This is a genomic window from Amycolatopsis sp. NPDC031561, from assembly GCF_055580625.1.
In genome coordinates this window covers 275588-299023 of record NZ_JBVILA010000004.1, presented here as the reverse complement: position 1 = coordinate 299023, position 23436 = coordinate 275588, and the positions used below count along the sequence as shown (strand labels likewise).

General features: G+C 70.1%; 18 protein-coding genes. 13 read left to right on the top strand and 5 right to left on the bottom strand.

Going from position 1 to position 23436, the window contains the following annotated elements; translation table 11 throughout:
- Nucleotides 1–18: 18 nt before the first annotated feature.
- Both hemG and hemE read right to left on the bottom strand, forming a co-directional pair.
- Nucleotides 19–1398, bottom strand: a complete 1380-nt coding sequence (gene hemG / locus ACZ5IK_RS12995) for a protoporphyrinogen oxidase (RefSeq protein WP_465488019.1) — start codon at nt 1396–1398, stop codon at nt 19–21.
- Between the two features lie 5 nt (nt 1399–1403).
- Nucleotides 1404–2477: a uroporphyrinogen decarboxylase gene (gene hemE / locus ACZ5IK_RS12990; protein ID WP_465487868.1), complete on the bottom strand. Its 1074-nt coding sequence runs from the start codon at nt 2475–2477 to the stop codon at nt 1404–1406.
- An 88-nt stretch (nt 2478–2565) separates the two neighbouring features.
- Between hemE and ACZ5IK_RS12985 the strand changes: the two genes are divergently transcribed.
- The 3 genes from ACZ5IK_RS12985 (at nt 2566) to ACZ5IK_RS12975 (ending at nt 6042) form a co-directional block, all read left to right on the top strand.
- Nucleotides 2566–3129, top strand: coding sequence for a DUF3000 domain-containing protein (locus ACZ5IK_RS12985; RefSeq protein WP_168214274.1), 564 nt, complete (start codon nt 2566–2568; stop codon nt 3127–3129).
- Between the two features lie 859 nt (nt 3130–3988).
- On the top strand, nt 3989–4705 hold the full coding sequence (locus ACZ5IK_RS12980) for a response regulator transcription factor (protein ID WP_034318331.1): 717 nt from the start codon (nt 3989–3991) through the stop codon (nt 4703–4705).
- A 107-nt stretch (nt 4706–4812) separates the two neighbouring features.
- Nucleotides 4813–6042, top strand: coding sequence for an HRDC domain-containing protein (locus ACZ5IK_RS12975; protein WP_465487867.1), 1230 nt, complete (start codon nt 4813–4815; stop codon nt 6040–6042).
- A gap of 7 nt (nt 6043–6049) precedes the next feature.
- Here the strand turns inward: ACZ5IK_RS12975 and ACZ5IK_RS12970 are convergent, their stop codons facing one another.
- On the bottom strand, nt 6050–6706 hold the full coding sequence (locus ACZ5IK_RS12970) for a TetR/AcrR family transcriptional regulator (protein ID WP_465487866.1): 657 nt from the start codon (nt 6704–6706) through the stop codon (nt 6050–6052).
- 178 nt (nt 6707–6884) lie between these two features.
- Between ACZ5IK_RS12970 and ACZ5IK_RS12965 the strand changes: the two genes are divergently transcribed.
- The 6 genes from ACZ5IK_RS12965 to ACZ5IK_RS12940 all read left to right on the top strand — a co-directional run bounded on the left by ACZ5IK_RS12965 (nt 6885) and on the right by ACZ5IK_RS12940 (nt 15731).
- Nucleotides 6885–8351 (top strand): amino acid permease, encoded by a 1467-nt coding sequence (locus ACZ5IK_RS12965; protein WP_465487865.1) that lies wholly within the window; start codon nt 6885–6887, stop codon nt 8349–8351.
- A gap of 11 nt (nt 8352–8362) precedes the next feature.
- Nucleotides 8363–9196 (top strand): urea amidolyase associated protein UAAP1, encoded by an 834-nt coding sequence (locus ACZ5IK_RS12960; RefSeq protein ID WP_465487864.1) that lies wholly within the window; start codon nt 8363–8365, stop codon nt 9194–9196.
- Complete coding sequence (locus tag ACZ5IK_RS12955) at nt 9193–9810, top strand: urea amidolyase associated protein UAAP2 (RefSeq protein WP_465487863.1); 618 nt, start codon at nt 9193–9195, stop codon at nt 9808–9810. The genes ACZ5IK_RS12960 and ACZ5IK_RS12955 overlap by 4 nt, the downstream gene beginning before the upstream one ends.
- Nucleotides 9807–13373: an urea carboxylase gene (gene uca / locus ACZ5IK_RS12950; RefSeq protein WP_465487862.1), complete on the top strand. Its 3567-nt coding sequence runs from the start codon at nt 9807–9809 to the stop codon at nt 13371–13373. Before ACZ5IK_RS12955 ends, uca begins: the two co-directional genes overlap by 4 nt.
- Nucleotides 13370–14986: an allophanate hydrolase gene (locus ACZ5IK_RS12945; protein ID WP_465487861.1), complete on the top strand. Its 1617-nt coding sequence runs from the start codon at nt 13370–13372 to the stop codon at nt 14984–14986. Before uca ends, ACZ5IK_RS12945 begins: the two co-directional genes overlap by 4 nt.
- Nucleotides 14987–15143: 157 nt before the next feature.
- On the top strand, nt 15144–15731 hold the full coding sequence (locus ACZ5IK_RS12940) for a D-alanyl-D-alanine carboxypeptidase family protein (protein WP_465487860.1): 588 nt from the start codon (nt 15144–15146) through the stop codon (nt 15729–15731).
- A 61-nt stretch (nt 15732–15792) separates the two neighbouring features.
- Here the strand turns inward: ACZ5IK_RS12940 and ACZ5IK_RS12935 are convergent, their stop codons facing one another.
- On the bottom strand, nt 15793–15999 hold the full coding sequence (locus ACZ5IK_RS12935; RefSeq protein ID WP_465487859.1) for a hypothetical protein: 207 nt from the start codon (nt 15997–15999) through the stop codon (nt 15793–15795).
- Between the two features lie 184 nt (nt 16000–16183).
- Here ACZ5IK_RS12935 and ACZ5IK_RS12930 point away from each other — a divergent pair, with 184 nt between their 5' ends.
- From ACZ5IK_RS12930 to ACZ5IK_RS12915, 4 genes are all read left to right on the top strand, one after another.
- Complete coding sequence (locus tag ACZ5IK_RS12930) at nt 16184–17416, top strand: thiolase family protein (RefSeq protein WP_101606634.1); 1233 nt, start codon at nt 16184–16186, stop codon at nt 17414–17416.
- Entirely contained in the window at nt 17417–19528 is a 2112-nt protein-coding gene (locus tag ACZ5IK_RS12925; protein ID WP_465487858.1) for a 3-hydroxyacyl-CoA dehydrogenase NAD-binding domain-containing protein, read from the top strand.
- A 369-nt stretch (nt 19529–19897) separates the two neighbouring features.
- Entirely contained in the window at nt 19898–21505 is a 1608-nt protein-coding gene (locus tag ACZ5IK_RS12920) for a CehA/McbA family metallohydrolase domain-containing protein (protein ID WP_465487857.1), read from the top strand.
- Nucleotides 21506–21520: 15 nt separating this feature from the next.
- On the top strand, nt 21521–22591 hold the full coding sequence (locus ACZ5IK_RS12915) for an alpha/beta hydrolase (RefSeq protein ID WP_465487856.1): 1071 nt from the start codon (nt 21521–21523) through the stop codon (nt 22589–22591).
- Nucleotides 22592–22607: 16 nt separating this feature from the next.
- On the opposite strand, the gene ACZ5IK_RS12910 is transcribed toward ACZ5IK_RS12915, so the two are convergent.
- Complete coding sequence (locus ACZ5IK_RS12910; RefSeq protein ID WP_465487855.1) at nt 22608–23432, bottom strand: aldo/keto reductase; 825 nt, start codon at nt 23430–23432, stop codon at nt 22608–22610.
- Nucleotides 23433–23436 lie beyond the last annotated feature (4 nt).

Here is a 23436-nt window from a genome sequence, read left to right as displayed (position 1 = left end):
TCTTGGCACTGCCGGTGCTCAGGAGCCCTCGTGGGTCGGTGTGATCCCGGCGATGCGCCGGGCGGCCGCGTCGGCGGTGGCGATGCAGGCCGGGAGCCCGACGCCGTGCAGCGTCGCGCCCGCCACGGCGAGCCCCGGGACCTCCCCGACGGCGCGTTCGATGCGCTCGACGAGTTCGAGGTGACCGGTGCCGTACTGCGGGAGCCCGCCGCCCCAGCGCGTGACCAGCGTTTCGATCGGCGCGGCGGTGACACCGGTCAGCCGGGCCAGATCGTCGCGGACCACCCGGACGAGTTCGTCGTCGTCGGCGTGCAGCGCGCCCGGTTCGCCGAAGCGGCCGACCGAGCCGCGCACCAGCACCGGGCCTTCGCCGTACTGCGCCCACTTGCGCGTGGAGAAGGTGAACGCCTTGGCCGCGAACGGTTTCCCGGCCGCGTCCTGTTCACCGGCCCCGATCAGCACCCCGGACGACTCCGGCAGTTCGGTGCCCGGCGGCAGCGCGAGCGCGATCACCGCCATCGACGCCAGCTCGACCTCCGCGAACGCCGACGACGCCACACCCACGACGCCGTCGAGCAGCCGCCGCGCCGAGGGCGCCGGAACCGCGAGAAGGACTGAGTCGGCTTCGAGGTCGTCGACCTTCCAGCCGGTGGCGGTGCGCTCGATCGCCGTCACCGTGGTCCCGGTCCGGATCTCGGCGCGGGACAGCTCCGCGAGCCGCCGGATCAGGGTGCCGAGCCCACCCAGCAGGGTGCCGAAGACCGGCGCAGTACTCGGCGAAGCGGGCATGAGCGAGGCCGCGCCTTCGGTGAGCGAACGCGCGCCGCGGTCCACCGCGGACGCCAGACCGGGCATCGTCGCGCGCAGCCCGAGCCCGTCCGCTCCCCCGGCGTAGACCCCACCGAGCAGCGGGTCGACGAGGCGGTCCACGAGCTCGTCGCCGAACCGCTCGCGCAGCAGCGGGCCGAGCGGCACGTCCCCGGCGGGCAGTTCCACCGGCGCCAGCGAAGACTCGGCCTCGACCAGCGCGCGGCCCTTCTCCGACAGCACCCCGGCGACCGCGTCCGCCGAGGCGGGAACGCCCATGACCGTGCCCGGCGGCAGGCCGAGCACGGATCCGCCGGCGTGGATCTTCGCGCGGGCCTTGGTGGGGTGGACGAGACCCTCGCCCAGCCCGACCTCGCGGACCAGGGCGAGCGCCTCGGGTCGCCGGGCGAGGAATGCCTCGGCGCCGACGTCGTAGCGCTCACCGGCGAGTTCGATCGTGCGGAGTTTCCCGCCGAGGGACTCGGTCGCTTCGAAGACGACGATCCTGGTGTCTTCGCCGAGCAGCGTCCGCAGGCGGTAGGCCGCGGTCAGTCCCGAGATACCGCCACCGACGACGGCGGCGGTCTTCACGGTGCTCACGGCTGGAGCTCGTGCACCAGCCCGACCACGCGCGTCAAGACGTCCGGGTCGACGCCGGGCAGGACGCCGTGGCCGAGGTTGAAGATGTGCCCGTCGGCCGCGCGGCCCTCGGCGTGGATCCGCCGGACCTCCGCTTCGAGCACCGGCCAGGACGCGTGCAGCAGCGCGGGGTCGAGGTTGCCCTGGACGACACCGCCGCCGAGCCGCCGGACGGCCTCGTCGAGCGGGAGGCGCCAGTCGACGCCGACCACGTCGGCGCCCGCGTCGCGCATCGCGACCAGCAGCTCGCCGGTGCCGACACCGAAGTGGATCCGGGGCACGCCGTACCCGGCGACCGCCGACAGCACCTTCGCCGAATGCGGCAGGACGAACTCGCGGTAGTCCCGCTCCGAGAGCGCGCCCGCCCACGAGTCGAACAGCTGGATCGCGTCGGCCCCGGCGTCGAGCTGCGCGGACAGGAAGGTGATCGCCATGTCCGCCAGGCGCCCGGCGAGCTCGTGCCACAGCTCCGGCTCGGAGTGCATGAGCGCCTTGGTGTGCTCGTGGTTGCGGCTCGGCCCGCCCTCGATGAGGTAGGAGGCCAGGGTGAACGGCGCGCCGGCGAAACCGATCAGCGGCGTCTCGCCCAGCGACCCGACCAGCAGCCGGACGCCGTCGGCGACCCGCTCCACCTGCTCCGGGTCCAGGACCGGCAGCGCGCGCACGCCCGCGGCGTCGCGGATCGGCTCGGCCACGACCGGGCCGGTGCCCGCGACGATGTCGATGTCGAGACCCGCCGCCTTGAGCGGGACGACGATGTCACTGAAGAGGATGGCCGCGTCGACGCCGTGACGGCGGATCGGCTGGAGCGTGATCTCGGCGAGCATCTCGGGGTCGAAGCACGCGTCGAACATCGAGGTGCCTTCGCGCAGCGCCCGGTACTCGGGCAACGACCGGCCTGCCTGGCGCATGAACCACACGGGGGTGCGGGCCGGGCGTTCGCCGCGCGCGGCGGCCAGGAACGGCGCGCCGGGCAGGGCACGACGGGCCGCGGGGACGGTCTGCGCGGGAGAAGCAGCTGAAGGAGACATCACGGTTCATGGTGCCATGGGCGCTCCGAGCCCTTACTCTCGGCGCGTCTGCGCCCCGAACCGGACTATCGCGTCTTACAGTCGGTTGGTGACCGCGATGACGTCAGTACCCGATCTCTTCCGTGAAGCCGTCGCGGCGTTGCAATCGGTCCGGCCCCGTCCCGAAGTGCAGCTGGAAACGATGCGCCCGCCGCAGCGCCTGGCGCCGTGGTCCTACGCGGTGAGCTGCGAGGTGGAAGGGCCGGCGGACGTGCTGGCGTCGGGGCGGCTGGTGCTGCTGCACGATCCGGACGGTCAAGAAGGCTGGGACGGGGTTCTGCGGCTGGTCATGTACGTCCGCGCGGAACTCGACCGGGAACTGGCGACGGATCCCTTCCTTCCCGCCGTCGGCTGGTCGTGGCTGACCGACGCGCTGGAGAGCTCCGGCGCGGAGTGGACGGCGCTGGGCGGCACGGTCACCGAGACGTCCTCGGCCCGCTTCGGCGACATCTCCGGGCCCACGCGCACCGACGACCTGGAGCTGCGGGCGTCCTGGACGCCGACGGACGCCGCGCTGCGGTCGCACGGGCAGGCCTTCTGCCAGGTGATGGCGAGCGTCGTCGGACTGCCGCCGGTCGGCGTGACCCTCTTCGAGCAGCGCCAGTCCTCCTGAGACCCGACACTCCGTCCCGACACGCCGGAATCCCGGCAATCGAGACATAGCATTTGGGTTATTCTGCAATCTCCGGCCAGCTAGCGCCGCTAGGAAAGCTAGCGACACTAAAGGCCCCTTGCTCCCCCGCCGGATCGGCGGCCCAAGTACGTGAAGGACCCCTTCATTGCGTCTAGCGCAATGAAGGGGTCCTTCACGTACTGCCGAAGACCGCGCGAAGCGCCCGAGGACACCTTCGCTTACCCCATTCGCGAGGCCCTCAGAGCGTCCGTACGCCGTCGAGAGGCGCTTCAGGGCCATCTGGACTAGACCAGCTCCGACCAGCGCGGAGACGGCCGCCCAGAGGTCTGGACCACCCCGTTCGTGCTACCGACAGTGTCACCGTCAGCAACAAGATCAATCCGGCCGAAACAGGCCCTTGAAGCACCCCGGGGCGCCTCCGGAGCGTTACTACCGCAGTCACCCAGCGAAGCGATCATGACCCTCCGCGAAGTTGATCAAGCCCCATGCCGGAGGCGGTTTCCGACCCTCGATGCCCTGCTCTCCAAGGCTCCCGGGCAGAGGCACCGGCAGGTGCACGGCCCATCTGCACAGTCGGTTGGACCCCGGTAACTGAAGTGCATCGTGTTCTTTCGGCGATGTGTTAGCCACCGGCTGTGTACTAGCCCGATCGTGTTACAACGAACTCCCTGAGTAACTACTCGTTTGAGATAGATACCCATTCGATCCCCCCGTGAAGGCCTCAGGGCGGCTACAGTGCCATCGACGACACCACTTTCGGTCTAAAGCTGGCGCGGCTAAACGGCCGAAAGTCCCGGTGCCGGTCGGGGGGCACGACCGACTCCAGGGAGGTAGTGACGTGGCTACCGTCGGCATTTCTCAGGCCGTCCGATCCACGCCAGCCGGTTCATTGCCGGCGAGCATGGTTCCGCATCCGCGGGAAGAGCTTTTTTCCGTGTTGGTGGTCGATGACCACCCGCTGTTGAGGGAGGCAATCTCAGCAAGACTCGCACAGATGGGTGCGGGCACCGTCCACGAGGCCGCCACGGTGGCCGAGGCAAGGGCGCGAGCACAGGCCACTGGGCCTTGTGACCTGGCGATCCTCGATCTCGGTCTGCCGGATGGCAGCGGCATCGAGCTGGTTACGGAACTCCGTAGCCATGGCTGGCCTCGCGTAGTGGTGCTCGCTTCATCGGACGACCCGTACGCGGTCAGGTCGGCGTTCCAGGCCGGCGCCCAGGCATACCTGCTCAAGTCGGCATCGCCGGTCGTAGTGACCGACGGCGTCCGCAGGGTGCTCGAGGGCGGCGTCTACGCGGACCCGAGCGTCGCACCGGTCTTGGCCACCGGCACCCGAGTCGCCGGCACCGACAACACCCCGCGCGAGCTTTCGGCGCGCGAGGTCGAGGTGCTGCAGCTCGTCGCCGACGGCCAGTCCAACAAGGAGATCGGCGAGGAACTCAGCCTCTCCGCTCTCACCGTGAAGTCTCACCTCTCCCGCATCGGGCGCAAGCTCGGCACGGGTGACCGGGCTCAGATGGTGGCGCTGGCCATGCGTGCCGGCGTGATCCGCTGACAAAGGCGAACTGCCCTGCGGGGCGGGCGGACCAGGCGCGGCCCGCTCGTCCCGTAGGGTCTTCACCTATGGATGGCGACCGACCCGGAGAACCGCAGGCGGACTCTATGACCGGCACTGATGACACCAGTGCCGCCGTCTTGTTACGCGAGCCCGCCGAAGGCACTCCACCGGTGATCGCCGACGCGACAGCCCTCGCCGAAGCCTGCGTGAAGATCGCGGGCGGCAGCGGGGCCATCGCCGTGGACACCGAGCGCGCGTCCGGCTACCGGTACTGGCCGAAGGCCTATCTGGTCCAGCTGCGCCGCGAAGGTGCCGGCTCCTTCCTCATCGACCCCATTCCGCTCGAAGGGCAGCTCGCGCCCCTCGCGGAAGTGCTCAACAACGCCGAATGGGTGTTGCACGCGGCCTCTCAGGACCTGCCGTGTCTCGCCGAACTCGACCTGCACCCGAAGAGCCTGTTCGACACCGAACTCGCCGGACGGCTCGCCGGGTACGAACGGGTCGCCCTCGGCACCCTCGTCGAACTCCTCCTCGGCTACCAGCTGGAGAAGGGGCACAGTGCCGCCGACTGGTCGAAGCGCCCGCTTCCCGTCGACTGGCTGAACTACGCCGCCCTCGATGTCGAGTTGCTCATCGAGCTGCGAGAGAAGCTCGAAGCCGACCTCGAGGCCCAGGGCAAGCTCGAATGGGCTCAGCAGGAGTTCGAGGCCGTCCGCACCGCGCCGCCGCCCGCCCCTCGGGCCGAGCCGTGGCGCCGGACGTCCGGCGTCCACAAGATCCGCAGCGCCCGCGGCCTCGCCGCGGTGCGCGAACTGTGGCAGGCGCGGGACGAGCTCGCCCGCAAGCGCGACCGCGCGCCCAGCCGGATCCTGCCCGACAGCGCGATCATCAACGCCGTCACCGCCGACCCGAAGACGGTCGAGCAGCTGCAGTCGCTGCCGGTGTTCAGCGGCCGGATCCAGCGGAAGTACACCGCGAGCTGGCTGCGGCACCTGCAGGCCGCCCGCGCGCTCCCCGCCGAGGAACTGCCCACCCCGGCGCAGCAGACCGACGGCCCGCCGCCGGTGAACCGCTGGTCGGACAAGGATCCCGACGCCGCCGCCCGGCTTTCGGCCGCCCGCGCGGCGCTGGCCGCGATCGCGGAGGACCGGCGGCTGCCGGTGGAGAACCTGCTACTGCCGGAACTCGTGCGCCGCACCTGCTGGCGCCCGCCCGCGGACCTGAGCGAGGACGCGGTCGCCAAGGTCCTCGCCGACGGCGGTGCCCGGCCGTGGCAGATCGAGCTGACCGTGGCGGCGCTGAGCAAAGCGCTCCACGCCACCGCCGCCGCCTGACCCGGCTTCAGTCCTCCAGTAGCGCCCGCGCGGATTCGCGCAGCTCGGCGTCCGGTTCCCCGATACCGGCCAGCCTCAGCACGCTGTCGGCCCCTTCGACGGCGTGCGCTTCGACGTCCAGGTCCGGCTGGTCACGCCGGACGATCGCGATGCTCTCGACGAGCCCGAACACTAGATCGGTCCGAATGCCCAGGAGGTCGCCGGGGACCCCGGCGACCGCGACGAGCGAGCCGTAGACGCGTTTGAGCTCCGCGCGTTCGGCCCGGAACCGCCCCAGCCTCGGCGAGGAGATCTCCGGCAGCAGGTACAGCGCACCGAGGTTGTGCCGCGCGCTGCCGAGCAGGTGGATGTCCGCGTAGGCCAGCGCCCACAGCCGCGTGCCGACCGGCGCCAGCTGGGCCGACAGCCCGCCCGCGACGTCCAGCGACGGCCGGACGGTGTCCTCCAGCAGCGCCGCGAGAATGTCCTCTTTGGACGGAAAGTGGTAGTAGAGCGACGCCTGGCGCAGTCCGGCGCGTTCGGCGATGGCCCGTGTGGTCGTCGCCGCGTACCCGGCGCCGGTGAACAGCTCCCCGGCCGCGTCCAAAACCGCGAGCCGCGCTTCCCGTTTGCTCGCCGCCGCACCGCTGGCTCTGGGCCTGCCCACCCCGGTCGTTTTCGTCATCTATCCGATCCTGCCATTTCTCCGCGAAGATCTTTGTTACGTCCGGCGGTCGGCCCAGGTTACCGAATCCGGTATCACTTAACACCGCGCTTACCGGGCGGAGATCAGAAGGACTCCGCATGCGCTTAATTTCGGTCATCCGATCGAAATTCGGCCCTCCAGACAGGAGCCCCCGAAAATGCCGTCCGAAGACCTTTCCGCCTTCGGTTACCGTCAAGAACTACGCCGGACGCTGGGCGGGTTCTCCGCCTTCGCCGCCGGATTCTCCTTCGTTTCCATCCTGACCACGGTGTTTCAGCTGTTCGCCTTCGGCTATTCCTTCGGCGACACCCTCTTCTTCTGGACCTGGCCGCTGGTGATCATCGGCCAATTGCTCGTCGCCCTGAACTTCGCCGAACTCGCGGCCCGATTCCCGCTGGCAGGATCGGTTTACCAGTGGGCGAAACACCTCTCACCTGGATTCGCGGGCTGGCTGGCGGGCTGGATGATGCTGGTCGGCTGCGTCGTCGCGCTCGCCGGTGCCGCCATCGCGCTGCAGGTCGTCCTCCCGTCGGTCTGGAGCGGTTTCCAGCTCGTCGGCGGGGATCCGGCGATCACGTCCCCGACCGGCGCCACCAACGCCGTCCTGCTCGGTGCCCTGCTGATCGTCTTCACCACCGCGATCAACGCGGGCGGCGTGCGGCTCATGGCGCGGATCAACGACGTCGGGGTGGCGGCCGAACTCGTCGGCGTCCTCATCCTGATCATCGGGCTCGCGCTCTTCGCCGTCCGCGGCCCGCAGGTCGTGCTCGCACCGGCGGGCGAAAGCCCGGGAGCCGGCGGCGTTCTCGCTTCGGCGCTGATGGCCGCGTACGTCCTGTACGGCTTCGACACCGCAGCCTCGGTCGCGGAGGAGACCAAGGACGCGAGGCGCATCGCTCCGCGCGCCGTGCTCCGCGCGCTCCTGATCTCCGGAATCGGCGGGCTCGCCGTCGTCATCACCGCGCTGATGGCGGCACCGAGCCTCACCGACGGCCAGCTCGCCGGGAAGGGCCTGCCGTATGTGATCACGGCCGTCTTCGGGGACACGCTCGGCCGGATCTTCCTCGCCGACGTCGCCATCGCCGTCGTCGTCTGCACCCTGACCATCCAGACCGGCACCGTCCGGCTGATCTACGCGATGGCCCGCGACGGCGCGCTTCCCGGCGCCAAACTGCTTTCCGCGGTCAACGCCCGCACCGGGACGCCGATCGCGCCCGCCGTCCTGTCCGGGGCGCTCGCGATCGGGCTCCTGCTGCTGAATCTGGGGAATCCGACCATCTTCAGCACCATCACCGGCACCTCGGTGGTCGTGGTCTACCTCGCCTATCTCCTGGTGACCGGACCGCTGCTGATCCGGCGCCGTCAAGGCCGTTTCACCTCCGAACCCGGCCACTTCTCCCTGGGGCGATGGGCTATTCCGGTCAACGTCGCGGCAGTAGGGTACGGCGCGATGATGATCGTCAACATCGCTTGGCCACGAGCCGAGATCTACGACCTGGCGGGCACCGGCTCCGTCTGGGTCCTGTTGTTCCCGATCGAGTTCGTCGGCGCCGCGATCCTCACCGGCTACCTCTGCTGGCGCCGCCGCTCCGCGCTCACCACGGTCCCCGTCCCCGCGATCTGAAGGAAGGTTCCATGAGCACGACATCGACCACGTACGGCGCTCGCGACCACGCGCGTGCCCAGGCGGGCACGGTGACCGACACGATGCCCGCCATCCCCGCGGCCACCTGGCCGGATCCGCCCGCCGGGATCGACCCGGCGAAGCTGGTCTGGGCCGAGACCGTCGCCGGCGGCGGCTACACCCACAAGGTCCTCGCCCGCGGCACCGAACTGCGGCTGACCGACCTCGAGGGCGACGCCTGCGCGCATCTGCTGCTGTTCAACGCCGACCAGCCGTGGGAGCGGCTGAACGTCGCGGACACGGTGAAGGTCCAGTGGAACGCCTATCTCGGCGAGTCGATCGCGCTGCTGTCGGATCAGGCGCGGGTCCTCGCGACCGTCGTCACCGACGAGAGCGGAAAGCACGACTCGCTGTGCGGGACGTCCACTGTGGACGGCAACGCCGAACGCTACGGCGACGGAAGCCCGCAGGGCGATTCGCCTTCGGGGAACGCGCTGTTCACGCTGGCCGCCGCGAAGCACGGCCTGACCCCGCGCGATCTTCCGCCGAGCCTGTCCTTCTTCCAGGGCGTCCACGTGGAGGCGGACGGAGGGCTGACCTTCGAGGGATCGGCAGGTCCCGGCAAATCCGTGGTCCTGCGGACCGAACTCCCGGTCGTCGTCCTGATCGCCAACGTCGCGCATCCGCTCGACCCGCGCCCGGACTACACGGTCACCCCGCTGCGTGTCTTCGCCCAGCGCAGTGAACCGTCCACACCGGACAGTCCTGAATGGACCGCGTCACCCGAGGCACAGCGCGCCTTCGAGAACACCGCCGACTACCTGACCGCCAGGGGGATCGCATGACCACGACGATCATCTCCGACACCGAGGTCGCCGCGCGGGCCCCGTACTCCACCGTGCTCCGCAGAGGCGAGACACTCGCGATCATCGATCTCGGCGGCAACCAGGCCGTCGACTTCCTCTGCTACGCCGCCGCCGACACGGCCAAACGCTACAGCGCCGCCGCCACGATCTCCGCACAGCGCAACATCTTCCTCACCACCGGCAGCGTGCTGCGCACCGGCGAAGGCGCTCCGCTGCTCACCGTCGTCGGGGACACCTGCGGACGACACGACACGATCGGCGGCGCCTGCAGCAAGGAGTCGAACAGCCTCCGCTACGGCCAGCACACTCGGTACCAGCACGCCTGCGTCGAGAACTTCCTGGCCGAAGGCGCGAAATGGGGCCTGGGGAAACGGGATCTGGTCGGCAACGTCAACTGGTACATGAACGTGCCGGTCGAGCAGGACGGCACACTCGGCATCGTCGACGGCATTTCCAGGCCCGGCATGGAGGTCCGGCTGCGTGCCGAGACCGACGTCCTGGTGCTGGTGTCGAACTGCCCGCAGATCAACAACCCGTGCAACGGGTTCGACCCGACTCCGGTCAGAATGATCGTCACCGGCGGTGACGCGTGAAACTGCTCGTCGCCAACCGGGGGGAAATCGCGGTCCGGATCATCCGGACCGCCAAGGAGATGGGCATCGCGACGGTCGCCGTCTACTCCGACGCGGACCGCACCGCCGCACACGTACGACTCGCCGATGAGGCCATCCGACTGGGCCCCGCGCCCGCCAGGGAGAGCTATCTCCTCGGTGACGCGATCATCGAAGCCGCACTGAAGACCGGGGCGGACACGATCCACCCCGGCTACGGATTCCTGTCCGAGGACACCGCTTTCGCCCGGACGGCGGAAGCGGCGGGGATCCGGTTCGCCGGTCCCACCGCGGACCAGCTCGAAGTCTTCGGCAGCAAGCACACCGCCCGGCACAAGGCCGTCGAAGCCGGGGTCCCGTTGTTGCCGGGCACCGGGCTGTTGGACACCCTCGCCGACGCGGAAGTGGCGGCCACCATGATCGGCTACCCGGTGATGCTCAAGGCCACCGGCGGTGGCGGCGGGATCGGCATGCGCGCCTGCGCTTCGGCCGAGGAGTTGCGGGAGGCCTGGGACGCGGTGCGGAGCATCGTGGCCAAGAGCTTCTCGACGTCGGGCGTGTTCCTCGAACGCCTGGTGACGCGGGCCCGGCACGTCGAAGTCCAGGTGTTCGGCGACGGCGCGGGTGAGGTGCTGGCGCTGGGCACCCGGGACTGCACCCTGCAGCGACGCAACCAGAAGGTGTTCGAAGAGTGCCCCGCGCCGGGTCTTTCCGAAGCGGTGCGCGAGAAGCTGGTCTCGGCGGCCGTCGGCCTCTGCGCGTCGGTGCGCTACCGGTCGGCCGGCACGGTCGAGTTCATCTACGACCCGGACCGGGAAGAAGCCGCGTTCCTCGAAGTGAACACGCGGCTGCAGGTCGAGCACCCGGTCACCGAGGCGGTCTACGGGATCGACCTCGTCGCGTGGATGCTCCGGCTCGCCGACGGCGACACCGGGATGTTCGCCACCGCGCCGGAACCGCGCGGGCACGCGGTCGAAGCCCGGGTCTACGCCGAGGATCCGGCCGCCGGGCACCGGCCGAGCGCGGGCCTGCTGACCCGCGCCGACTTCCCCGCCGACGTCAGGGTCGACACCTGGGTCGAGGCCGGCACGAAGGTGACGACGCATTACGACCCCTTGCTCGCCAAGGTGATCACCGTCGGTCAGGACCGGGCCGGGGCACTGGCCGCGCTGGGCACGGCGCTCGGGGGAAGCCGGGTGGACGGCGTCCGCACGAACCTCGGGCAGCTGCGCGCGGTCGCCGCCGACCCCCGGCTTCGGGAGGTCACGCACGACACCTCGACCCTCGACGCGATCACCGATCCCGAACCGCGGATCGAGGTGCTGCGCGGCGGCACGATGACCACCGTGCAGGACTGGCCGGGACGGCTGGGGTTCTGGCACGTGGGTGTCCCGCCGAACGGCCCGATGGACGATCTGTCACTGCGCCTGGGCAACCGCGCGCTGGGCAATCCCGAAGGGACACCCGGCCTAGAGTGCACTGTGGACGGTGTCTGCCTGCGGTTCACCGATGACGCAATCGTTTGCGTCACGGGATCTCCGTCCCCGGTGACCCTCGACGGCGAGCCCGTTCCCCAGTGGGAACCGGTCGAGGTTCCCGCGGGCGGCGTGCTCGACGTCGGCACCGGCACCGCCGGGCTCCGCGCGTACGTCCTCGTCCGCGGCGGGATCGACGTGCCGGACTTCCTGGGCAGCGCGGCGACCTTCACCCTGGGCGGCTTCGGCGGGCACGGCGGCCGCGCGCTGGCGACCGGCGACGTCCTCTCCCCCGGGCCGGTTCCGGAGAACGCCGTCACCGGCGCTGTCCCCGAGGCCGAACGCCCGGTCTTCTCGACGCACTGGGAGATCGGCGCGTCCGAAGGACCACACGCGGCTCCGGAGTTCTTCACCCCGGACGACGTCGAAACGTTCTACGCCACCGACTGGGAGGTGCACTTCAACTCCGCGCGGACCGGCGTCCGGCTCGTCGGGCCCCGGCCACGATGGGCGCGGGAGGACGGCGGCGAGGCGGGATTGCACCCGTCGAACATCCACGACACGCCGTACGCCATCGGCGCCGTCGACTACACCGGCGACCTGCCGATCCTGCTGGGCCCGGACGGGCCGAGCCTCGGCGGTTTCGTCTGCCCGGCGACCGTGGTGACCGGGCAGCGCTGGAAACTCGGCCAGCTGCGGCCGGGTGACACCGTACGGTTCGTGCCGATCACCATCGAGCACGCGATGTCGCTCCGGGAGACTCCGGCCTCGGCGGTCAAGCCGAGCCGAACGCCGATCGACGACGGCGGCATCTTCGGCCGTCTGTCCACTTCGGACGAGAACCCCGAGGTCACCTACCGGCGCAGCGGCGACGACAACCTGCTGATCGAGTACGGGCCGATGAAACTCGACCTGGCCCTGCGGATGCGGGTCCACGCCCTCGCCGACAGGCTGGGCGCGGAAGGACTCGACGGTGTCGTCGACCTGACACCGGGCATCCGCTCGCTGCAGGTGCACGTCGATCCGGACGTGCTGCCGGTGTCGAAACTGCTCGGCCTCGTCCAGGAGGTGGAGCACGATCTGCCGCGCACCGCCGATCTCGTGGTGCCGAGCCGGACCGTGCGGCTGCCGTTGTCCTGGGACGATCCGGCGACCCGCGAGGCGATCGAGCGGTACATGGCGGGCGTGCGCGACGACGCGCCGTGGTGCCCGTGGAACATCGAGTTCATCCGGCGGGTCAACGGTCTGTCCAGTGTGGACGACGTCTACCGGACGGTGTTCGACGCGGAGTACCTCGTGCTGGGCCTCGGCGACGTCTATCTCGGCGCGCCGGTGGCCACCCCGCTGGATCCGCGGCACCGGCTGGTCACCACGAAGTACAACCCGGCGCGCACCTGGACCGCGGAGAACTCGGTCGGCATCGGCGGCTCGTACCTGTGCATCTACGGGATGGAGGGCCCCGGCGGGTACCAGTTCGTCGGGCGGACCACGCAGGTGTGGAGCGGCTGGCGGCAGCGGGGTTCGTTCGAACCGGGTTCGCCGTGGCTGCTGCGGTTCTTCGACCGGATCTCGTGGTATCCCGTGTCCGCCGAAGAACTGCTGGACCTGCGGGCCTCCAGTTCGGCGGGGGACCTGGAACTCGACATCACCGACGGCGAGTTCGCGCTGGCCGACCACGAGCGTTTCCTGGCCGACAACGCCGCCGACATCGCCGCGTTCCGGGCAAAGCAGAGCTCGGCGTTCGAGGCGGAGCGGCAGGCCTGGGCGGCCGCGGGCGAATTCGACCCTCGTCCGGAACCGGCAGGCGCGAAGGTCCCGACCACGAAGGTCGAGGCCCCGCCCGGTGGCCACGTCGTCGAAGCGCCGTTCGCCGCGACCGTGTGGCGGGTGGACGTCGAGGCGGGCAAGACGGTCGGTCCGGCGGAGACGCTGGTGATCCTCGAAGCGATGAAGACCGAGGCGCGGATCCCCGCGCCCGCCTCGGGGGAGGTCGTCGAGGTACTCGTCTCCCCCGGCGATCAGGTCGCCCCCGGCACACCGCTGGTGGTACTGGGAAGGAGCGCGGGATGAGCGTGCGGGAGCGGGTGCGCGCCGCGTACCACCGGATCGCCCGGGTCGACCGGCCCGAGATCTGGATCGACCTGCGTCCCGAGGCGGACGTGCTCGCCGACGCGGAAGCGCTGGAAGCCCGTCGCGCGGCGGGGGAACCCTTGCCGCTGTACGGGAAACTCGCGGCGGTCAAGGGCAACATCGACGTCGCCGGGTTCCCGACGACGGCGGCCTGCCCCGAGTACGCCTACCGACCGGACGAGGACGCGCCGGTGGTGGCGCGGCTGCGCGCGGCCGGGGCGCTGATCCTGGGCACGACCAATCTGGACCAGTTCGCGACCGGGCTGGTCGGCACGCGCAGTCCGCACGGCGCGGTCCGGAACGCGATCGACCCGGCGTACGTGTCGGGCGGGTCGAGTTCGGGTTCGGCGGTCGCGGTGGCGCTCGGGATCGCGGATCTCGCGCTGGGCACCGACACCGCCGGATCCGGCCGGGTTCCGGCGGCGTACAACGGGATCGTCGGGCTGAAACCGACACGGGGACTGCTTCCGACGACCGGTGTCGTGCCCGCGTGCGCGAGCATCGACTGCGTGACCGTGTTCGCGCGGACGGTCGACGAGGCGACGGCGGCCTTCACCTGCCTGAGTGAGCCGCGGGATCTTCCGGTCGTCCACCGGCCGTTCCGGATCGGCGTGCCTCAGGAGTTGGGCGGCCCGCTGCGGGATGGCTGGGCAGAGGCGTTCGCCGCCGCGGCCGAGTCGTACCGTGACGCGGGCGCCGAACTCGTCACTGTCGACATATCGGCCTTCCTGGCCGCGGCGCGTCTGCTGTACGAAGGCGCGTTCGTGGCCGAGCGGTACTCGGCGGTCGGAGAATTCCTCGACGCGCACCCGGACGCGGTCGATCCGGCCGTACGGCAGATCATCGGCGCGGCGAAGGACATCCCGGCCCACCGGTTGTTCAGCGACCTCGTGACGCTCGACGGCCTCTCGCGAGAGGCGTCGGCGGTTCTGTCCACTGTGGACTGCCTGCTGCTGCCCACGACGACGGAGCATCCGACGATCGCCGAGGTCGAGGCCGACCCGCTGGGCGTGAACGCCCGGCTGGGCAGGTTCACGAACTCGACGAACCTGCTGGGCCTTTCGTCGCTGGCCGTACCCGGCGGAACCGTCGGAGGGCTGCCGTTCGGGGTGATGCTGGTCGGGCCCGCGTACGCCGACCGGATCCTCGCCGACGTCGCCCGCCTGGTGCCGCGGCGGACCCGGATCGCCGTCGTCGGCGCCCATCTGCGCGGGCAGCCGCTGAACCACGAACTGACCTCGCGGGGCGGGCGGTTCGTCTCGGCGGGACCGACGGCGGCCGAGTACCGGTTCTTCGCGCTGGACACCGTGCCGCCCAAACCCGGTCTCGTCCGGGTCGCCTCGGGGGGCGCACCGATCGAGGCGGAGGTCTGGGACCTGCCACTCGCGGGGTTCGGGGAGTTCGTCGCCGGCATTCCCGCGCCGCTGGCGATCGGGAAGGTGCGGTTGGCCGACGGGAGCGAGGTGTCCGGGTTCGTCTGTGAACCGGCCGCGGTGGAAGGTGCGGAGGACATCACGGGGTACGGAGGGTGGCTCGGGTACTTGAGCCGCTGAGTCACGTCTCGTGAGTGGTAAGGACGGTTCTAACCGTCCTTACCACTCACGAGGCCCCACGCTCACCAGGCGTTTTCCGGTTTGGTTGGCCTGCCGGACCATTCTGGGAAGAAGGTCACAAACCCTGGCGGCCCGCCCGGCGCTGGGTAGCTTCGGAGTGGTGCCCACCACAGTGATGTCCAGCCGCAGGACCGCGATCAGCGTGCTCGTGGCGCTGGGGCTCGTCGGGATCGCGATGGTGACACTGGGAGCCACCGGTGTGGCCGTCAAGCCGGTCGCCGGGAAGGCACTCGCGGTCCTCGAAGAGGTCCCCGGCCCCGAGAGCGGCCCGACGTGCGCCGTCGACAAGCGCTATGTCGACGAGGACACCTTCGGCATGCGCCCGGACGTGATCGACGCGTGGAACGCCCTGCGCGCCAAGGCCAAAGCACAGAACATCACGCTCTGCGTGAACGACGGCAAGCGCAGCCGGGCCCAGCAGCAGCGTGAGTTCGACAAGGCCGTCGAGCGGTTCGGCTCCGTGGAGCAGGCCAAGAAGTGGGCACTGCAGCCGGAGACGTCCATGCACGTCAAGGGAATCGCCGTCGACATCCAGCCGCTGAATTCGGCCTCGTGGGTGGACAAGAACGGCGGCGCGCTCGGCTGGTGCCGCCGCTACGACAACGAGAAGTGGCATTTCGAGTACGACCCGGCCTGGGTCACCGGCGGCTGCCCGGCCTTACTTCCCAGCGCGACCGGCAACTAGGGAGAAAGAGGGCAACGGTGGCGTGTTCGCGGGCAGTCAGTAGCCCGGCACGAATCGCCGCTCACGGCCACGGTGACCCGACCGCGTGCGCGCCGGACCTCTTCTCCGGCTCCATCAACCGGTCGTGGAACTGACGGCTGGGCGAAGGCGGTGGCGGCGGGACCGACGACGGCGCGGGTGCGGTTCCGCGAGTGCAGGCGGCCAGCGGCACGAGGACCGCCATCCCCAGAAGCGCACGACGGGTGACGGCCGGACCCGGCGTAGTCATCGTGATCCCTCCCCCTGATCACTCCGAACATAGCAATTTCCCGACCGCCCCCGGATCGGCCAAGCGGCCGACGCCGATGACCCGGGAGTGTGCCTTCCCCCACTCGACCGGGCCACCGTCCTGGTTACCGGCGGGTAACCGGGGCTAGGGTGCGGTCAGGACTACCTCTACTTCAGGAGCATTCGTGGCCGCAGGAGCAACACCGCTCGCGCCGAACGCGCGGTCGGTACGCAATGTCGCCTTCGTCGAAGGGGTGCGAACGCCCTTCGGCAAGGCCGGTGACAAGGGCATGTACGCCGGCACCCGTGCCGACGACCTCGTCGTCAACGCCATCCGTGAACTCTTGCGGCGGCATCCCGAGCTGCCGCCCGAGCGCGTCGACGAGGTGGCGATCGCCGCCACCACCCAGATCGGGGACCAGGGCCTGACGATCGGTCGCACCGCCGCGCTGCTGGCGGGCCTGCCGAAGTCGGTGCCCGGTTTCGCGCTGGACCGCATGTGCGCGGGCGCGATGACCGCGGTCACCACCACCGCGAGCGGAATCGGCTTCGGCGCCTACGACATCGCGATCGCCGGCGGCGTCGAGCACATGGGCCGCCACCCGATGGGCGAGGGCGTCGACCCGAACCCGCGCATCATCGCCGACAAGCTCGTCGACCCGACGGCGCTCGTGATGGGCCAGACCGCGGAGAACCTGCACGACCGGTTCCCGGCGATCACCAAGCAGCGCACCGACGCCTTCGCCGCGCGCAGCCAGGAGAAGTACGCCGAAGCGGTGAAGACCGGCAAGATCGGCCCCGAGCTGGTCCCGGTAGCCACCCGTTCGAAGGAACTCGGCTGGGGTCTCGCGACCGAGGACGAGCCGCCGCGCCCCGGCACCACGCTCGAGACGCTCGCCGGGCTGAAGACGCCGTTCCGCCCGCACGGCCGGATCACCGCGGGCAACGCGGCCGGTCTCAACGACGGCGCCACCGCCGCCCTGCTCGCCGACGAGGACACCGCCCGCGAACTCGGCTTGCCGATCGGCATGCGGCTCGTCGGCTACTCCTTCGCCGGCGTCGAGCCGGAGGTGATGGGCATCGGCCCGGTGCCCGCCACCGAGAAGCTGTTCGCGCGCACCGGCCTGTCGATCGACGACATCGGCCTGTTCGAGATCAACGAGGCGTTCGCCGTCCAGGTCCTCGCCTTCCTCGACCACTTCGGCATCGCCGACGACGACCCGCGCGTCAACCAGTGGGGTGGCGCGATCGCCTGCGGTCACCCGCTCGCGTCCTCCGGTGTCCGGCTGATGACGCAGCTTTCGCGTCAGTTCGCCGAGCGCCCCGACGTGCGCTACGGCCTGACCACCATGTGCATCGGCATCGGCATGGGCGGCACCGTGATCTGGGAGAACCCGGCGTTCGAGGGGGCGAAGTAAATGACTTTCACCGCTGAGCAAGCGAAAGCCGCTTTCCCCGACGAGGTCGTCACCAACGCCGTCACGCGGTTGGTGAAGGTGCCCGGTCTGTCCAAGCCGGTCGCGCTGATCACGCTGGACAACGGGCACGACCACACTCGGCCGAACACCTTCGGCCCGCAGGGCCTGGTGAGTCTGAACGCCGCGATCGACACCGCCTTCGCCGCCGAACCCGCCGCGATCGCGGTCATCGGCAAACCGTTCATCTTCGCCGTCGGCGCCGACCTTTCCGGTGTCGAAGCGGTCGCGGATCCGGCGCTGGCGCGAGAGATCGCGCAGACCGGGCACGACGTCTTCCGCCGTCTCACCGAGACCGAGATCCCCACCTTCGGATTCATCAACGGCGCGGTGATGGGCGGCGGACTCGAACTCGCGCTCTCCTGCCACTACCGCACGCTGTCCGAGAACACCCCCGCGATCGCGTTCCCCGAGGTCTTCCTCGGCCTGTTCCCGGGCTGGGGCGGCACGCAGCTGCTGCCGAACCTGATCGGGCCGGACGCCGCGGTCACCGTGATCATCGAGAACGCGCTGGCACAGAACAAGATGCTGAAGGTCGCGCAGGCGGCCGAACTCGGCATCGTCGACGAGGTCTTCGGCTCGGCCGACTACTTGGAGCAGTCGCTGCTGTGGCTGGCGAAGGTCGTCAACGGCGAGATCACCCCCGCCCGCCGCGAGATCGACCGCGGCGCGGGCTGGGACGCCGCGATCGCCCGCGCCAAGGCCATTGTGGACGGACGCACGAAGGGCGCGTCCCCTGGCGCGACCAAGGCCGTCGAGCTGCTGGAGCTGGCCCGCGAGAACGACCTCGACCGCGGCTACGCGGCCGAGACCGACGGGCTCGCCGAACTGCTCATGGACGACACGCTGCGCGCCGGGCTGTACTCGTTCAACCTGGTCAACAAGCGCGCGAAGCGGCCGGCCGGTGCGCCGGACAAGGCGCTGGCGCGCAAGGTGAACAAGGTCGGCATCGTCGGCGCGGGCCTGATGGCCAGCCAGATGGCGCTGCTGTTCGTCCGCCGTCTCAAGGTGCCCGTGGTGCTCACCGACGTCGACCAGGACCGGGTCGACAAGGGTGTGTCCTATGTGCACGGTGAGATCGACAAGCTGCTGGCCAAGAAGCGGGTTTCGCCGGACGGCGCGAACCGGCTGAAGGCGCTCGTCTCCGGCTCGCTCGACAAGTCCGCGTTCGCCGACGCCGACTTCGTGATCGAGGCGGTGTTCGAGGAGCTGGGCGTCAAGCAGAAGGTGTTCGCCGACCTGGAGCAGTACGTCTCCCCCGAGGCGATCCTGGCGACGAACACCTCGTCGCTGTCGATCACCGCGATGGCTTCGCGGCTCAAGCACCCGGAACGCGTGGTCGGGTTCCACTTCTTCAACCCGGTCGCGGTGATGCCGCTGCTGGAGATCGTCCGGGCGGAGAAGACCGACGACGCCGCGCTGGCCACCGCGTTCGCGCTCGGCAAGCAGCTCAAGAAGTCGAGCGTGCTGGTCAAGGACGCGTCCGCGTTCGTGGTCAACCGGCTGCTGCTGCGGTTCCTCGGCGAGGTGCTGGTGACCGTGGACGAGGGCACGCCGTTCGAGGTCGCCGACTCCGCGCTCGAACCGCTGGGCCTGCCGATGACGCCGCTGACGCTGATGCAGCTGGTCGGCCCGGCGATCGCCCTGCACGTCGGGGAGACCCTGCACGAGGCGTTCCCGGACCGGTTCACCGTCAGCGAGAACCTCGACCGCTTCGTCAAGGCGGGCAAGAAGGGCGTCTGGCAGTGGGACGACAAGGGCAACGCCACCGTCGATCCCGAGGTGGCCGAGCTGTGGCAGCGGGGCGACTCGCCATCGACGTCCGAGCAGGTGCGTGATCGCGCGCTGGCCGCGATCGCCGAGGAGATCCGGATCATGCTCGACGAGGGCGTGGTCGCGGAGGCGCAGGACATCGACCTGTGCCTGATCCTCGGCGCCGGCTGGCCGTTCTGGCTCGGCGGCATCACGCCGTACCTGGACCGGGCCGGGGTGTCCGAGAAGGTCAACGGCAAGCCGTTCCTGACCCCGGGCGTGGCGAGCGTGCCGCTCTCCTGAGGTTCGACGAAAGGCCACCGTCGGCGATGTTTCGGTCGCCGACGGTGGCTTTTTGCGTTTTTCGTGAGTTTTGTGGCGACGTTCTGCGTTTTCCGGAACACTCGGCCTACGCCTGGTTCTCCAGGCACTGGGGAAGAACTGAAAACTGGGAGGAAAGCCGATGAAGAACGGAAGCGTCCGGATCACCGGAGTGGACAACCGCGACTTCGGGATCACTCCGGCGAACCGGGACTTCTAGCCGGGAAGCCCGGCTCCCCTGCCATCCTCCGGGGAGCCGGGCTTTCGCACCGCAGCGACGATCATCACACGGCGCCGTGCGTTGGCCGTCCGGACACCGCCCGTTCAGCGAGGCTCTCTAGCGTCCCGCCGGTGAACAGCGAAAAACCGGGCGTGGACCGCCGCGGATTCCTCAAGCGCGCGGGCCTCGTGTCCGCCGCGGCCGCGGGCGCGCCGCTCGCCGCCGCCACCCCGGCGGAAGCCCTCGACCTGGACCTCGGCCTCGAGCTCGACCTCGGCAGGCTCTTCGGCCGGAACCGCTACCGGTGGCTGGTGGGCGATCACCACATCCACACCCAGTACTCGTACGACGCGATGTACACAGTGGACGGAATCGCCGGCGGCGCCCGGCGGCACGGGGCCGACTGGGCGGTGATCACCGATCACGGTCACGCCTCGCACGAGAAGTCGTCGGTGGAGCGCACGAACGCCGCGATCCGGGCGGCACAGCGCGAGCACCGCGATCTCCTGCTGTGGCAGGGCATGGAGTGGAACGTGCCGGGAGCCGAGCACGCGACGCTGTTCTTCCAGGCGGGCGCGAACCAGGCCGCGAAGCTGCGAGAGTTCGAGCGCGCCTTCGACTGGCGGCTGACCGGGACCGAACCGGGCACCCCCGACAACGAGGCGCTGGCCGTCAAGGCGATCCGCTGGCTCGCCACCGAAGAGCGGGCGCGCCGGATCCACGCGCCGGTGGTGGTGATCAACCATCCGCTGCGCAACGGCCGGATCGCCCCGCACGAGATCCGCGCGCTGCGCGACGCCGCGCCCGGCATCGTCATCGGCATGGAAGGCGCGCCGGGAGCGCAGGCCGACGGCTTCCCGAAACCGCTCGGGAGCGGCGGTGGCGCGCGCGGCGGATACGGCAACTCCCCCGGTTCGAACTCGTGGCCGGGTTTCCCGGAGTCGGCCTACCGGACCTACGGCGGGTTCGACTGGAGCACCGCGACCGTCGGCGGGCTGTGGGATTCACTGCTGGCCGAGGGAAGGCCGTGGTGGATCACCAGCAACTCCGACTCGCACTACAACCGGGGTGACACCCTTGTCCGGCCCGGCGTCCCCGACGGCTACTACGACGAGCACGGCGGCTACCCGGACCCGATCGACACCGGCGTCCCGCAGACTCTGCCCCCGTACGCGGACTTCGCCCCCGCCGAATTCAGCCGGACCGTGGTCGGTGTGACGAGCCGGAGCCACGAAGGCGTGCTGGAAGGCCTGCGCGCGGGACGCGTCTGGGTGGTTCACGGCGGGCTCGCGCAGGAGCTGGAATTCGGCGCGTACAGCGGTTGGAACTCGGCCACGATGGGCGGCAGGCTGCGGGTCCGGCGCGGGGACGACGTCACGGTCGTCGTCTCGGCGACGCTGGCGGCCCGGCCGAACGGCGGCGGCACGATCCCCCGGCTCGCGCGGCTGGACCTCGTCTCGGGGCCGGTCACCGGGCCTGCCACCGACCGTGATGCCCAGACAGCGCCGGGTACGAAGGTGGTGCGGTCGTTCGAACCGCGGTGGGCGCCGGGGCGGCGGGTCGCGTTCCGGCACACCTTCCGCAACGTGCGCGAGCCGTTCTTCGTGCGGACGCGCGGGACGGACGGCAGGAAGCACGTGCCCGGCGGGATCGAGCCGAGCGCGGACGTGATCGGGCAGTCGAATCCGTTCGAAGACCTGTGGCTCTACGGGAATCCGATCTTCGTCGACGTCCGGTAGGCGTAGGGTTCCGCCATGCTTTCCCTGAGCAGGCGACTGCTCGTGCGTTCACTCATGGCCGCCCTCCGGTTCCTGCTCGGTCTTCCGGAACCTTTGCTGCGCCTGGTCGCCGGCCGTCCCGTCCGCCTGGACGGTCAACGGCTGGCGACCAGTTCGCAGGTGCTGATCAAAATGTCCAGATTGGCGCCGTTCGACTACCCGCACCGCAACGGGAGTGTCGAAAAGGCACGCGCGGAGCTGAACCAGGCGGGGGAATTGGCGGGCGCGGGGATCGGCGGGGACATCCGCAGCGCGGACCACTCGTTCACCGGCCCCGCCGGGCCGGTGCGGATGCGGATCTATGAGCAGGAGGGGGCCGCTTCGCCGAGTCCGGCGCTGATGTTCTTCCACGGCGGCGGATTCGTGCTCGGCGGGATCGAAACGCACGAAGGCGCCTGCCGCTATCTCGCCGAGGAAGCCGGGATACGCGTGGTCTCGGTGGACTACCGACTGGCTCCGGAATGCCCGTTCCCCGCCGCCGTCGAGGACGGCATCGCCGCCTTCGCCCACGTGCACGCGAACGCCGCCCACTACGGCCTCGACCCGGCGCGGATCGCGGTCGGCGGGGACAGTTCCGGCGGCAACCTCGCCGCCGTCGTCGCGCACGCGGGCGCCCGCGGCGAAGTCGCGCGGCCCGCGTTCAGCCTTCTGCTGAACCCGGTGACCGACGCGTTCGGCACGCATCCGTCGCATGAGCTGTTCGGACTCGGTTTCCGGCTGGACACCGAGGAACGCGCTTGGTACCGCGACCGTTACCTCTCGGACGCGACGCTCTACCGCGACCCGCGCGCTTCGGTGCTGTACGACGATGTCGCGGGCCTGCCGCCGACCTACATCGCGACGTCGGGCTTCGACCCGCTGCGCGACGAAGGCGAGGCCTACGCGCGGAAACTGGCCGAGGCCGGGGTCCCGGTGATCCACCGGCGGCATCCCGGGCAGCTGCACGGGTTCGCCAGCAGGGTGGGAGTCGACCCGTCGGCACGGCAGGCACTCCTGCACGCGGCAGGTGTGCTTCGGGCGGGCCTGGCGCTGGCAGCTCGCAACTAGAGGACTACTTGCGGGGTCAGGCGCCCAGCGTGTCCGGGTCCGGTCCCAGCCGCTTTCCCTGCTCCAGCGTCGCGATCGCGGCACCGTCGTGCGCGTCGAGCGCGAAGTCGAAGACGTCCATGTTCGCCTTGATCCGTTCCGGCGTGACGGATTTCGGGATCACCAGGTGGTTCATCTCGATGTGCCAGCGCAGGACGACCTGCGCGGGCGTCTTGCCGTGTTTCTCAGCGATCGTGGTGATCTTCTCGTCGCTGAGCAGGTCGCCGCCGCGCGCAAGCGGACCCCACGCCTCGGTGACGATCTCGTGCTTCTCGTGGAAGTTCCGGAGCAACGGCTGCTGCAGCCACGGGTGGCACTCGATCTGGTTCACCGCGGGGACGGTCCCGGTCTCCTCGATCAGCCGTTCCAGATGCGGGATCTGGAAGTTCGAGACGCCGATCGCCTTCGCCCGGCCGTCGGAGGCGATCTTTTCCAGCGCCCGCCACGTTTCCACGTACTTGTCCTGTGACGGCAGCGGCCAGTGGATCAGGTACAGGTCGACATACTCGAGCCCGAGCTCGCTCAAACTGGTGTCGAAAGCGCGCAGAGCGGAGTCGTGGCCGTGCTCGGTGTTCCACAGTTTCGTGGTGACGAACAGTTCCTCGCGCGGCAGCCCGCTGGTGCGGACGGCCTCGCCGACACCGCGTTCGTTGGCGTACAGCGTCGCCGTGTCGATGGCGCGGTAACCCGCCTCGATGGCGGTGCGGACCGCGCCCTCGACCTCGTCGTCGCCGATCTTGTACACCCCGAACCCGAGCTGGGGAAGGGACGTTCCGTTGTTCAGCCTGATGCTGGGGACCATCCTC

Bases quoted from the DNA above. Each gene is read 5' to 3' on its own strand.
- ACZ5IK_RS12910 (WP_465487855.1), bottom strand. From the start codon at position 23,432: ATGGTCCCCAGCATCAGGCTGAACAACGGAACGTCCCTTCCCCAGCTC.
- ACZ5IK_RS12935 (WP_465487859.1), bottom strand. From the start codon at position 15,999: ATGACTACGCCGGGTCCGGCCGTCACCCGTCGTGCGCTTCTGGGGATG.
- ACZ5IK_RS12970 (WP_465487866.1), bottom strand. From the start codon at position 6,706: ATGACGAAAACGACCGGGGTGGGCAGGCCCAGAGCCAGCGGTGCGGCG.
- ACZ5IK_RS12975 (WP_465487867.1), top strand. From the start codon at position 4,813: ATGACCGGCACTGATGACACCAGTGCCGCCGTCTTGTTACGCGAGCCC.
- ACZ5IK_RS12915 (WP_465487856.1), top strand. From the start codon at position 21,521: ATGCTTTCCCTGAGCAGGCGACTGCTCGTGCGTTCACTCATGGCCGCC.
- ACZ5IK_RS12945 (WP_465487861.1), top strand. From the start codon at position 13,370: ATGAGCGTGCGGGAGCGGGTGCGCGCCGCGTACCACCGGATCGCCCGG.
- ACZ5IK_RS12960 (WP_465487864.1), top strand. From the start codon at position 8,363: ATGAGCACGACATCGACCACGTACGGCGCTCGCGACCACGCGCGTGCC.
- ACZ5IK_RS12925 (WP_465487858.1), top strand. From the start codon at position 17,417: ATGACTTTCACCGCTGAGCAAGCGAAAGCCGCTTTCCCCGACGAGGTC.
- ACZ5IK_RS12965 (WP_465487865.1), top strand. From the start codon at position 6,885: ATGCCGTCCGAAGACCTTTCCGCCTTCGGTTACCGTCAAGAACTACGC.
- hemE (WP_465487868.1), bottom strand. From the start codon at position 2,477: ATGTCTCCTTCAGCTGCTTCTCCCGCGCAGACCGTCCCCGCGGCCCGT.
- ACZ5IK_RS12955 (WP_465487863.1), top strand. From the start codon at position 9,193: ATGACCACGACGATCATCTCCGACACCGAGGTCGCCGCGCGGGCCCCG.